We start from the raw sequence: 12,164 nt of genomic DNA on the forward strand, positions 1-12,164 counted from the left end.
CGAGATATCAGCGGCAGCGGGCGAAGTGATGTGGCAGAACAGCCCGCCCGGCTCGATCTACGACTACATAAGAGTCGCGTCCTTCTCGATCGGCCCCTGCGGGCTGGTGGAGCAGTGGAGCAGGCGTGCCGAAGAGCTGTTCGGCCTGCCCGCGGCTGATGTCGTCGGCAAGGATCCGGTCGAGGCCTTCATGCCTCCCGAGCTGCGGGTGCGCGGACGCAACCGGCTCTCCGAGATCCTCGACGGCAAGGAGTGGACCGGCCTCGTCCCGTTCCGGATGCCCGACCGCGAGGGCCGTCGAGCCGGTGCGGCGCCCGCGCACGGCATCGCGGAGATCTACGTGATGCCCAGCGCCACGGCCGACGGCGAACAGGCCGCGCTCTGCCTGGTCGTCGATGTGCGTGCCGTACGCCGGATTGAGACCGATCTCGCCGCTTCGCAGGCCATTTTCGGCCAATCGCCTTTCGGCTTCCTGTTGTTCGGTACGGACCTCACCGTGCAGCGTGCCAACAAGCGCTTCGCCACCGTCTTCGGCGGCGCCGTGGAGGACCACCGCGGCCGCACCGTCCACGACTACCTCACCCGCCCCGAGGCCGACCGCATGACCACCGCCCTGGAACGGGTCCTGGAGACCGGCGAGTCCGTCACCGACATGCAGATCGTCGGCAGCGCCCCCGGCGATACGGAGCCCCGGCACTGGTCGGTCAACCTCTACCGGGTGCACAGCGGAGCCGGCCGCACCATCGGCGTCGCCGGGCTCGCCACCGATGTGACCCGCCGTCACGTCGCCGCCAGGGAGGCCGCCGACGCCCGCCGCAACCTCGCCCTGCTGAACGAGGCCGGCGCCCGCATCGGCAACTCCCTCGATCTGGAGACCACCGCCCGCGAACTCCTCGGCGTAGCCGTCCCCGGCTTCTGCGACCTCGCCTCCGTCGACCTCTACCAAGGGCTCCTGGCCGGCGACGAGGCTCCGCCGGGCCGGGCCGACGGCAGCGCGGAGCTCCGCCGCGTCGCCTTCGCCAGCGCCGTCTCCGACGGGCCGCTGTCCGCTCCGGCATGCGTCGCCGAAGGCGAGGACCCCGGGCCCACCGAAGTGGGCGCCGTACACCGCTACCCGTTCAACTCGCCCTGCGCGAGCGCCCTGCGCACCACAGGCGTCCAGGTCATACCCGGTGAGGAGGGCAGCCTCGTCCACACCACGCTCGCCGTGCCGATGGTCGCCCACGACACCGTCGTCGGCCTCGCCCAGTTCTCCCGTACGAAGGGCAGCGAGCCCTTCGGCGAACGCGACCGGGCGCTCGCCACCGAGCTCGCCGCCCGCGCCGCCGTCTGCATCGACAACGCCCGCCTCTACCGGCGCGAGCACGAGCGCGCCCTCATCCTCCAGCGCAGCCTGCTGCCGCCCGGCGACCCCGAGGCGGCCGGACTCGACATCGCCTGCCGCTACCTGCCCGGCAATACGGCGACCGAGGTGGGCGGCGACTGGTTCGACGTCATCGAACTGCCCGGCCACCGCACAGCCCTGGTCGTCGGCGACGTCATGGGACGCGGCCTGCGCGCCGCCGTCGCCATGGGCGAACTCCGCACCGCCGTACGGACCTTGGCCCTGCTCGACCTGGAGCCCGCCGAAGTCCTCTCCGCCCTCGACGAGATCGCGCGCGGCCTCGGCTCGCCCAGCGGCGCGCAGCACGCCTCGCGCGCCGTCCACAAGGCGCGGGAGGCCGACCTCTCGGAGGTCTACCTCGCGACCTGCGTGTACGCCGTCTACGACCCGGTCACCCGCCGGTGTACGTTCGCCAACGCCGGCCACCTGCCGCCCGTCCTCGTCGAACCGGGCGAGGAGGCGCTGCTGCTCGACGTACCGCCGGGGATGCCGCTCGGCGTCGGCGGGGAGCCGTTCGAGGAGGTCGAGGTCGAGGTGCCGGAGGGCGCGCTGCTCGCTCTCTACACCGACGGCCTCGTCGAGTCGCGCGACCATCCGCTCGACGAAGGGCTGCTGGCGTTCCGCGCCGCGCTCGCCGATCCCGTACGCCCCCTGGAGGACGTCTGCGACCACGTCCTCAACACCCTCGACACCCGGCACGGCGAGGACGACATCGCCCTGCTCATGGCCCGCATCCAGGGGATGCCCGCCGAGTCGGTCGGCGACTGGTCGCTGCCGCGCGAGCCGCGCTCGGTCGGCCGGGCGCGGGAACTGGCGCGGGCGCAGCTGGTCACCTGGGGCCTCGAAGACCTGGTGGACACGACAGAGCTGCTGGTCAGCGAGCTCGTCACCAACGCGCTGCGGTACGGCGAGGGCGAGATCAGGCTCCGGCTGCTTCTGGACCGTACGCTCGTGTGCGAGGTGTGGGACGCGGGCCTGGTCCAGCCGCGGCGGCGGCGGGCCCGCGACACCGACGAGGGCGGGCGCGGGCTCCAGCTGGTGGGGCTGCTCAGCGCCGCGTGGGGATCGCGGCGTACACCGCGCGGAAAGACCGTCTGGTTCGAACTCGCCCTGCCGACGGGGGAGGCGGAGAAGGGCGAGCCCAGTGTCGACCAGTTGCTGAGCCTGTTCTGAGGCGCGCCCGCGTCACCCGGTCTTCATGGCGGCCAGCCTGGCCTCGATCTCGGCGTCGTCGCCCAGGCTGTCCAGCTGCTCGAACTGGGCGTCCAGCGACGAGGCGGCGAGCTCCTGCTTGCCCATGGCCCTCGCCTCCTCGCGGCGAACCTTTTCCTCGAAGCGGCTCAGCTCGCTGGTGGGGTCAAGGACGTCGATGTTCTTGACGGCGTCCATCATCTGGTTCTGCGCCTGGGCGGACTTGGCGCGGGCCACCAGTTCGTCGCGCTTGGACGTCAGCTCGGTGAGCTTGGTCTTCATCTGGACCAGGCCGGCCTTGAGCTTGTCGACCACCTCGGTCTGCATGGCGATGACCGGCTCGGCGGCCTTCGCCTCCTTCTCGCACTGGAGCTGGCGCTGGAGCGCGACCTTGGCGAGGTTGTCGAACTTGTCCGCCTCCGCGGCCGGCCCGGAGCCGCGCATTTCGTCGGCCTTCCTGCTGGCGGCGAGCGCCTTGACGCCCCACTCCCTGGCGGCATCGACGTCCTCCTTGTGGTCGAGCTCCAGGAGCCGCAGATTGCCGATGGTGGTGGCGACGGCCTCCTCGGCCTCCGCGATGTTGTCGGTGTAGTCGCGGATCAGCTGGTCCAGCATCTTCTGCGGGTCCTCGGCCTGGTCGAGGAGGGCGTTGATGTTGGCCCTCGCGAGCTGGGTCACGCGGCCGAGGATGGTCTGCTTCGTCATGCCGTGCCTCCTTGAGTGGGTCGGTTACGTTTCAGAACCGGCCGCCGCCGCCTCGGCGGGCCCGCGTGCCGCCGCCGCCGAAGCTGCCGGGACCGCCGCCGAAGCCGCCGCCGCTGCCTCCTGGGAATCCGCCCCCGGTTCGGCCGCCGCCGAGGAGTCCGCCCAGGATGATGCCGCCGAGCACGGCTCCGTTCAGGCCGCTTCCGCCTCCGCCGCCGAACTGGTCGGCGTACCCGTGTACGTCCTGTTCGGCCAGGCTCTGCGCCTGGCGCGCCATCGCGTCCGCCTGCTGGGCCTCGGCGAGCGCGCTCTGCGCGTCGGACGCCGCGGCGGCGGCCGACCGTTCGAGGTGCCGCTGCGCCTCCGCGACGCGGGTGCGCGCCCGGCTGCCGACCGCACCCCGGTTCGTCGTGATGTAGTCGGCGGCCGCGCCGACCGAGGCGCGGGCGGCCAGAGTGGCCTGGTCGAGCAGGGCCCGCGCCCGCCGCCCCGCCGTCTCGCGCTCGCGCGCCCCCGCCAGGGCCTCGTCGAGCACCGCGTCGGCCTCCTCGACGCGCCGCAGTGCGTCGATCGGGTCGTACCGCCCCGACTGCTTCTCCTGCTGTACGTCGGCGACGACCGACTCGGCACGGGCGATGCGCCCCTGGAGGTCCGCCGTCGGGACGCCGCTGTCCGTGCCCTCCTCCTTGAGGCCCTGGAGCAGACCGCGCGCGTCGGCCAGATCGGTCTCGGTCTCGATCAGCGCGCCGGGGAGCTTGCCCGCCGCCTCGGCGAGTTCGCGGGCGCGGCGGTCGACGGCGTCGACGAGCGTGGCCGCCTGGCCGACGGCGCCCTCGGCGGCCCGTACGAACACAGCAGCCTTACCGGTGTCGCCCGCGTCCACCGCCTGCCGGGCCTCGGTGAGGCTCGCGGTCGCGAAGGCGAGCCGGTCCTTGGCCCGCGCGGCGTGGCCGCTGACGGGCGCGGACGCGGAGTCGGCGTACCGCCGGCGCATGGCGGTCAGCATGGCCTCCGCCGTGCTCGTACGGCCGACGAGATCGCGGAACGCCGCTTCGGCCGCCGCCAGCGCCTGCGGGGCGTTCTGCTCCAGGGCCCGGAGCTGGTCGAAGGCTTCGGACTCGGCGTCGAGGCGGCGGTTGGCCTCGGTGCAGCGGGCGATGATCTCTTCGAGCATGCGGCGGCGGGTGGCGTCGTCCTCCGGGTAGGCGTCGTCGAGCTGCTGGCGCAGCCGGAAGGCGACGGCCAGTTCCCTCTTGGCGTACGCGAGCGCCTCGCCGAAGGGCCGGGCGGCCTCCTCGCCGAACTGGGCGGAGGCGAAGCCCAGTTCCTCCTCGCTGGTATGGATCGCGTCGTCCGCCCCGACGAGTTCGCGCCTGGCGCGGGCGTCGAGTTCGGGGAGGGGGGTCTGGGGCTCTCCCTTGTGCAGGGCGGGCGTGGTGCGGGTGGCCGCCCGTTTTCTGCGCCGGGTGTACGTGTACGCCGCCAGCGCGAGGGCCGCGCCGACCGCGACCACGGGAAGCACCAGGTCACCGGTGCCGCTGACGCTGTCGTCCGGGTCGCCGCCGCCGGGGTCGGCGACACCCGGGGTGATCGTGGGCACCGGGACGGGCTGCCCGGCCAGCACGGCGGCGTAACCGTTCGCGGCGCCGATCGCTGCGCCGGCCCAGTCGTTCTCCCTCAGGGCCGGCTCGATCGCCGTCCTGGCGACGTCGTCGAGCTCGGCGTCGGTGAGGCGCGAGTCCTGGTCGACGGAGTAGGCGTACTGCCGGTCGTGGGTGGCCACTGCGAGCAGCGCGTCGTCACGGCCGAGGCCGTTGCGCTGGGCGGTGTCGTCGGCCCAGCTCTGCGCGGATCTGCCGGAGAAGTCACGGACGTATGCGACGAAGAGCTGGACGCGGCGGGTGTCGTAGAGGCGGTTGAGGGCGGACTCGACGTCGTTCGTACGGTTGCCGAGGGCGCCGACCTTGTCGGTGATCTGGCCTTCTCTGGAGAGGCCGATGGGGTCTTCGGCGCCGGCGCCTTGGGCGGCGGGCAGGACGAGACAGCACGCGGTCAACAGTGTGCTGAGGACTGCGCGGGCGGTGGCTGTTCGCGTCACATTTGTGAGGCTATGCCGCGACTGTGTGACCCGCGACCGGACGGCGGGCGTGCCCTGCGGGGCCTGTTCCCCACCCCGAGCGCCGGACGGGCCGAAGCCGCCGGGGGCAGCCGGGGCTACGCCCCAGGCCGCCCCGGTTGCGGGACGTACGGCCTCTATTCGGGGCGGCGCCGGAGGATTTTGTCGCCCAGCCAGACCAGTGGGTCGTACTTTCGGTCAACCGCCCGCTCCTTCAACGGGATCAGGGCGTTGTCCGTGATCTTGATGTTCTCCGGGCAGACCTCCGTGCAGCACTTGGTGATGTTGCAGTAGCCGAGCCCGTGCTCGTCCTGCGCGGTCGTCTTGCGGTCCAGGCCGGTCTCGGCGGCCGCGTCCAGCGGGTGCATGTCCAGCTCGGCGATCCGCATCAGGAACCGCGGTCCCGCGAAGGACGCCTTGTTCTCCTCGTGGTCGCGCACCACATGGCAGGTGTCCTGGCACAGGAAGCACTCGATGCACTTGCGGAATTCCTGCGAGCGCTCCACGTCGATCTGCTGCATCCGGTACTCGCCCGCCGCGACCCCGGCAGGCGGCACGAAGGACGGCACCTCCCGCGCCTTCGCGTAGTTGAAGGACACGTCCGTGACGAGATCGCGTACGACGGGGAAGGCCCGCAGCGGCGTGACCGTGATCGTCTCCTCGCGCGAGAAGACCGACATGCGCGTCATGCACAGCAGCCGCGGCCGCCCGTTGATCTCCGCACTGCACGAACCGCACTTGCCCGCCTTGCAGTTCCAGCGCACCGCGAGATCCGACGCCTGGGTGGCCTGGAGGCGGTGGATGATGTCGAGGACGACCTCGCCCTCGTTCACCTCGACCTCGAAGTCCTCCAGAGCCCCGCCGTCCGCATCACCGCGCCAGACCCTGAAGGCCGCTGTGTAGCCGCTCATGACAGGAGCTCCTCTTCGGTCAGGTACTTGACCAGCTCTTCCTTCTCGAAGAGGCCCAGCAGATCGGGGCGGATGGGCTCGGTGGTCTCTCGTACGAGCGAGATCTGGCCCTGCGCCGGATCGGCCGGCGCCATCGCACCCGACGGGTCCGTCAGCCGGCACAGGAGATTGGCGCGGCGCCACGCGCGCTCCATGGACGGGCAGTCCTCGCGGGTGTGCCCACCGCGGCTCTCGGTACGCTCCAGCGCCGCCCGCGCGACGCACTCGCTGACCAGCAGCATGTTCCGCAGGTCCAGCGCGAGGTGCCAGCCCGGGTTGAACTGCCGGTGGCCCTCGACCCCGGCCCGGCGTGCCCGTACCCGCAGGTCGGCCAGCTTCTCCAGGGCCTGTTCCATCTCCGGCGCCCGTCTGATGATGCCGACCAGGTCGTTCATCGTCTGCTGGAGTTCCTGGTGGAGGGTGTACGGGTTCTCCGGCGGGCGCCCGTTCGCGGCGCCCGGCTCGGGGCCTTCCGCGCTGAAGGGGCGCAGCGCCTCGGCCGCCGCCTCGTCCACCTGGGCCTCGTCCGGCTGCGGGCGTGCGGTCCCGGTCGCTGTCCCGTCCCCGAACCCGATCGCGTACTGAGCCGCGTGCAGCCCGGCCCTGCGGCCGAACACCAGCAGGTCGGAGAGGGAGTTGCCGCCCAGCCGGTTCGAGCCGTGCATGCCGCCGGCGACCTCTCCGGCGGCGTACAGCCCGGGGACGTTACGGGTGGCGGCGGTGTCGGAGTCGACCGCGATGCCGCCCATCACGTAGTGGCAGGTCGGGCCGACCTCCATCGCCTCGGCGGTGATGTCGACGTCGGCCAGCTCCTTGAACTGGTGGTACATCGACGGCAGCCTGCGCCGGATGGTCTCCGCCGGCATGCGCGTCGACACGTCGAGGAACACGCCGCCGTGCGGCGAGCCGCGCCCCGCCTTCACCTCGGAGTTGATGGCGCGCGCCACCTCGTCGCGGGGGAGCAGCTCGGGGGGACGCCGGTTGTTGTCCGGGTCCTCGTACCAGCGGTCGCCCTCCTCCTCCGACTGGGCGTACTTCTCCTTGAAGACGTCGGGCACGTAGTCGAACATGAACCGCTTGCCTTCGGAGTTGCGCAGTACGCCGCCGTCGCCGCGCACCGACTCGGTGACGAGGATGCCCTTCACGGAGGGCGGCCAGACCATCCCGGTCGGGTGGAACTGCACGAATTCCATGTTGACGAGCGGCGCTCCCGCGAGCAGCGCCAGCGCGTGTCCGTCGCCCGTGTACTCCCACGAATTCGACGTCACCTTGAAGGACTTGCCGATGCCACCGGTGGCCAGCACCACAGCCGGCGCCTCCAGGACGAAGAAGCGGCCCGACTCGCGCTCGTAACAGAAGGTCCCCGCGACGCGGTCGTCCGCGTCCTTCAGAACCCGCGTCACCGTGCACTCCTGGAAGACCTTCAACCGCGCCTCGTAGTCACCGAATTCGCGGAAGTCCTCCTGCTGGAGCGAGACGATCTTCTGCTGGAGCGTACGGATCAGCTCCAGGCCGGTCCGGTCGCCGACATGCGCGAGGCGCGGGTACTCGTGCCCGCCGAAGTTGCGCTGCGAGATCTTCCCGTCCGGCGTACGGTCGAACAGCGCGCCCCAGGTCTCCAGCTCCCACACCCGGTCCGGCGCCTCGCGCGCGTGCAGCTCCGCCATCCGCCACTGGTTGAGGAACTTGCCGCCGCGCATGGTGTCGCGGAAGTGGACCTGCCAGTTGTCGCCGGAGTTCACGTTGCCCATGGAGGCGGCGATTCCGCCTTCGGCCATCACCGTGTGCGCCTTGCCGAAGAGCGATTTGCAGATGACCGCGGTACGGGCCCCCTGCTCCCGCGCCTCGATGGCGGCGCGCAGTCCGGCGCCGCCCGCGCCGACCACGACGACGTCCCACCCCTGCCGTTCGAGCTGCGTCATCAAACACCTTTCATTCAGTCGTCTAGAACATCCGCGGGTCGTCGAAGGCGCCGGACGCCACCAGGTAGACGTAGAAGTCGGCGAGGGCGACGCTGATCAGAGAGGCCCAGGCGAGCTGCATGTGGCGGGCGTTGAGCTTGCCGACCCAGCCCCACAGGCGGTAGCGCACCGGGTGCTTGGAGAAGTGCTTGAGCTTGCCGCCGACGATGTGCCGGCAGGAGTGGCAGGAGAAGGTGTACGCCCAGATCAGCACGATGTTGATCAGGAAGATGACCGTGCCCAGGCCCATGTGGCCCCACGCGTAGTGCTCGTCACGGAAGGCGAGCACGGTGTCGTACGTGAGGATCCCGGCGACCGGGACGGCGGCGTAGAAGAAGTACCGGTGGATGTTCTGCAGGATCAGCGGGAAGCGCGTCTCGCCGGTGTACGTCTTGTGCGGCTCGGCGACCGCGCAGGCCGGCGGCGAGGCCCAGAAGCCCCGGTAGTAGGCCTTGCGGTAGTAGTAGCAGGTCAGGCGGAAGCCGAGCGGGAAGATCAGGATCAGCAGGGCGGGGGACAGGCCCCACCAGCTGCCGAAGATCTCCCAGTTGGGGCCGCTCTTCATCGGGACGCAGTTCTCCGCCAGGCAGGGCGAGTAGAACGGCGAGACGTAGGGCGCGGCGTAGTAGTCGGCGTTCGCGAAGGCCCGCCAGGTCGAGTAGACGATGAAGGCGAGCAGCCCGGCGGCGGTCGCGGCGGGCGCGAGCCACCAGCGGTCGGTACGCAGATGGCGGGCCGCGATCGTGGCGCGTGAGGCGCTGTGGACGCCGTGGGCGTCCGTGCGGGGCTGGGGTTCTGTGCCAGTGGCCAACGAGGACTCCGTATGGAGCGGGCAGTCGGGACAGGGGCGGTTCGCTGTATCAGGTATCCGGCGTACCGCTACGGCGCGTGCCGGTCGCGCGCGCCCAGGCCCTCGTCGTCCGAGTCGGTCCACAGCGCGCTGTTGTACGGGTCGTCCGGGATGGTCACCAGGTCGGGGCGGGTTTCGGCGCGGCGCAGGGCGGGGGCGGCCTCGTTCAGCAGGGCGACGCTCTCGCGCAGGTGGCCGGCGTCCGTGCGTACGCGCCTGATCTCCAGGCTGCCGCCGCCGACCTGCTGCTCGACCCGTTCTACCGACTGGACCAGGTTGTCGAGGCTGCGCTGAACCGCTGCCAGGTCTTCTTGCAGGGACATGTGGTGCCCTCATTTCCACGGTGGCGCGTGGTAACGCTCATGCGCCTGCGAGTGTCGCGCGTCACATCCCCTCTTGTGAAGGGATGTGCAGCGATTCTCGGCGCGCGGCCCCCCGTGCGCCCCCTTCTGTTGGGCCGCATGGGTGGGGTTCGAGACGTTCGCCGCCGTGTCGCCGACGGCTCACGCGCGGGGTCCATTTCAGTGGAGGGGTAATTGATGTGATCACCATCATATGCCGCCAACTGTGAAAAACCGGGCTCATTCCGACAGGGGATGAGCCGGGCCGGCCCTGGAGGTACCAGCCATGTCCCACGTCGGCGTCCCACGCGGGGAGGCACCCCCAGTAATCCGCCGCAGGCACCGGCGAACGCGAGCCGCCCGCGCTCTCGCGCTCGTCACCGCCGGGGTGCTCGCGCTGCCCGCACTGGCCGGCTGTACCTCGGGCGACGACGCGGCGCAGGCGGTGATGGCCCCACCGGACATCGCCCCGGCCGGGCGCGAGCAGGTCAAGGACGGCGGCACGGTGCGCTGGGCCGTCGACACGACGGCTCCCACCCTCAACGCCTTCCAGGCCGACGCCGACGCCTCCACCATGCGCATCGCCGGCGCCGTACTGCCTTCGCTCTTCACCCTCGACGAGCGCGGCCGTCCGCAGCGCAACCCCGACTACCTGGAGTCCGCCGAGATCGTCGAGCGCGAGCCCAAGCAGGTCGTGCTCTACAAGATCAACCAACAGGCGGTGTGGAGTGACGGCCGGGAGATCGGGGCGCCGGACTTCCTGGCCCAGTGGCGGGCGCTGGGCGGCCGGAACACGGCGTACTGGACCGCCCGCAACGCCGGCTACGAGCGCATCGAGAAGATCGAGCGCGGCGCCGACGACCTGGAGGTCCGGGTCACCTTCGCCAAGCCCTACGCGGACTGGCGCTCGCTCTTCACGCCGCTCTACCCGCAGGACGTGATGGGCAGCCCCAACGCCTTCAACGACGGGGCCCGCGACAAGCTCAAGGCGACGGCCGGCCCTTTCAACCTCAAGGAACTGGACCGCGCGGGCGGCAAGGCCACCCTCGAACGCAACCCCCGCTGGTGGGGGCAGCCCGCGAAGCTCGATACGCTCGTCTTCAGCACGGTGACGCGCGACAAGCGCGCCGCCGCCCTCGCCGCCGGTGAGCTGGACATCGCCGACATCGGCCGCAGCACCGCCGACCGCATCGCTCTGGCCGGCCGGGACGCGGGCGCCAAGGGGCAGCAGCTGAACCACGGCCCCGGCGCCGCCGTCACGCCCGCCTCCGCGCTCAGATCCTGGGCGATCGCCCACGGCTCCTCGGAGGAGCTGGCCGCCGTCGAGCAGGAGACCCGCAGGAAGTCGCGCGAGGCGATCAGCAGGTACGCCGCCGAGCAGGCCGCACTGCGCGGCTTCGACATCCGCAAGTCCCTCGAACCCGCCTACACGCAGCTCGCGCTGAACGGCACCTCGGGCCCGCTCACCGACGACCGCGTACGCCGCGCCGTGGCCCGCGCCATCGACCGCCGGGAGCTCGCCGAGGCCGTACTGAAGCCGCTCGGCCTGCCCGCCTACCCGCTCGGCAGCCACCTCGCGCTGGCCGGCCAGGAGGCGTACAGCGACAGCAGCGGCGCACTCGGCGACCAGGACACCCAGGCCGCCCAGGCGCTGTTCGCGGACGCGGGCTGGACGCCGGGCGGGGCGGTGAAGCGGAAGCCGGGCGGAGCGAAGGCGGGCGCCGCGGCGGAAGGCAGCGAGTCCGAAGGCGGGAATGAAAAGGGGGAGAAGAACGAGGGAAGCGCGGCCGACGAAGAGATGTACATCGTCGGTGACGAAATCAACAGCGATTCCAAGCCCCGCGGCGCCCGCGGCCCGGAATCCGGTACGTACGTCCTGGCCCCGGCGCCCGCCGCGGCGCTCCAGGGCCGGGCGGTGCGCATGCAGGCACGTTTCATCAAGGCTCAGCCCGTCGAAGAGGCAGGCACCACAGAGGACAGCGCCGACGGAAAGAAGAAGGGCGGTGTCGCAGGCGCCTACGCCCCGCGCGGTACCGCCGCCCCCGCCGCCGCTGCCGGTGGCCCGCTCGCCAAGGACGGCAAGGCGCTGACCTTGCGTTTCGTGCTCCCGTCGGGCCCCGGCTCGGAGTCGCTGCGTACCGTCGGTGAAAAGATCGCGCGGATGCTGGAGCGCGTCGGCGTACGTACGGACATCGTCAAGGTCTCCGACGACAGCTACTTCAAGGACCACGTCGCCTCCGGCGACTACGACCTCGCGCTCTACTCCTGGCCCGCGACGGCCTACCCGGCCACCGACGCCCGCCCCATCTTCGCCAAGCCGGAACCGGCCGCCGACGGTTCGCTGGTCGTCGAGCAGAACTACACGCGCGTCGGCACGGACCACATCGACCAGCTCTTCGACCAGGCCATGACGGAGCTGGACGAGAAAGCGGCCCGCGACCTCGTGAAACGGGCCGACGCCCGGATCTGGGCAGCGGCCGGGTCCATCCCGCTCTTCCAGCGCCCCGAGCTGGTGGCGGTCAAGCCGGACCTCGCCAACGCGGGCGCCTTCGGCTTCGCCGCCCCGCGCTATCAGGACATCGGCTTCAAGAAGGCAGAAAACGCCAAGGGCGGGAAGAACTAGCAGGTCAGAACCCTCAGGATTGGCTCAACTCCCTTGCCCGCCG

Annotated in this window: 8 protein-coding genes; 2 read left to right on the forward strand and 6 right to left on the reverse strand. The window is 71.3% G+C overall.

What is annotated here, in order from left to right; translation table 11 throughout:
- Positions 1-28: 28 nt before the first annotated feature.
- Positions 29-2,557 (forward strand): SpoIIE family protein phosphatase, encoded by a 2,529-nt coding sequence (locus tag J7E96_RS11945; protein WP_215130620.1) that lies wholly within the window; start codon positions 29-31, stop codon positions 2,555-2,557.
- Between the two features lie 12 nt (positions 2,558-2,569).
- On the opposite strand, the gene J7E96_RS11950 is transcribed toward J7E96_RS11945, so the two are convergent.
- The 6 genes from J7E96_RS11950 to J7E96_RS11975 all read right to left on the reverse strand — a co-directional run bounded on the left by J7E96_RS11950 (position 2,570) and on the right by J7E96_RS11975 (position 9,480).
- Positions 2,570-3,280, reverse strand: coding sequence for a PspA/IM30 family protein (locus tag J7E96_RS11950; protein ID WP_215130334.1), 711 nt, complete (start codon positions 3,278-3,280; stop codon positions 2,570-2,572).
- A gap of 31 nt (positions 3,281-3,311) precedes the next feature.
- Positions 3,312-5,378 carry a TPM domain-containing protein gene (locus tag J7E96_RS11955; protein WP_215130336.1) on the reverse strand — a complete coding sequence of 689 codons (2,067 nt, stop codon included), beginning with the start codon at positions 5,376-5,378 and terminating at the stop codon, positions 3,312-3,314.
- Positions 5,379-5,533: 155 nt separating this feature from the next.
- Positions 5,534-6,307 carry a succinate dehydrogenase/fumarate reductase iron-sulfur subunit gene (locus J7E96_RS11960; RefSeq protein WP_215130338.1) on the reverse strand — a complete coding sequence of 258 codons (774 nt, stop codon included), beginning with the start codon at positions 6,305-6,307 and terminating at the stop codon, positions 5,534-5,536.
- A complete protein-coding gene (locus tag J7E96_RS11965) occupies positions 6,304-8,268 on the reverse strand; it encodes a fumarate reductase/succinate dehydrogenase flavoprotein subunit (RefSeq protein WP_215130341.1) in 1,965 nt (654 codons plus the stop codon). The genes J7E96_RS11960 and J7E96_RS11965 overlap by 4 nt, the downstream gene beginning before the upstream one ends.
- 22 nt (positions 8,269-8,290) lie before the next feature.
- Entirely contained in the window at positions 8,291-9,118 is an 828-nt protein-coding gene (locus J7E96_RS11970; protein WP_215130343.1) for a hypothetical protein, read from the reverse strand.
- Positions 9,119-9,186: 68 nt separating this feature from the next.
- On the reverse strand, positions 9,187-9,480 hold the full coding sequence (locus J7E96_RS11975; RefSeq protein ID WP_215130345.1) for a hypothetical protein: 294 nt from the start codon (positions 9,478-9,480) through the stop codon (positions 9,187-9,189).
- Positions 9,481-9,784: 304 nt separating this feature from the next.
- Here J7E96_RS11975 and J7E96_RS11980 point away from each other — a divergent pair, with 304 nt between their 5' ends.
- On the forward strand, positions 9,785-12,121 hold the full coding sequence (locus J7E96_RS11980; RefSeq protein ID WP_215130347.1) for an ABC transporter family substrate-binding protein: 2,337 nt from the start codon (positions 9,785-9,787) through the stop codon (positions 12,119-12,121).
- The last annotated feature ends 43 nt before the right edge of the window (positions 12,122-12,164 follow it).

This window comes from Streptomyces sp. ISL-96 (assembly GCF_018614035.1).
Classification (GTDB): domain Bacteria; phylum Actinomycetota; class Actinomycetes; order Streptomycetales; family Streptomycetaceae; genus Streptomyces.

Excerpts from the sequence above, each read along its gene's own strand:
- J7E96_RS11945 (WP_215130620.1), top strand. The coding sequence starts at position 29 with ATGTGGCAGAACAGCCCGCCCGGCTCGATCTACGACTACATAAGAGTC.
- J7E96_RS11950 (WP_215130334.1), bottom strand. The coding sequence starts at position 3,280 with ATGACGAAGCAGACCATCCTCGGCCGCGTGACCCAGCTCGCGAGGGCC.
- J7E96_RS11960 (WP_215130338.1), bottom strand. The coding sequence starts at position 6,307 with ATGAGCGGCTACACAGCGGCCTTCAGGGTCTGGCGCGGTGATGCGGAC.
- J7E96_RS11965 (WP_215130341.1), bottom strand. The coding sequence starts at position 8,268 with ATGACGCAGCTCGAACGGCAGGGGTGGGACGTCGTCGTGGTCGGCGCG.
- J7E96_RS11975 (WP_215130345.1), bottom strand. The coding sequence starts at position 9,480 with ATGTCCCTGCAAGAAGACCTGGCAGCGGTTCAGCGCAGCCTCGACAAC.
- J7E96_RS11980 (WP_215130347.1), top strand. The coding sequence starts at position 9,785 with ATGTCCCACGTCGGCGTCCCACGCGGGGAGGCACCCCCAGTAATCCGC.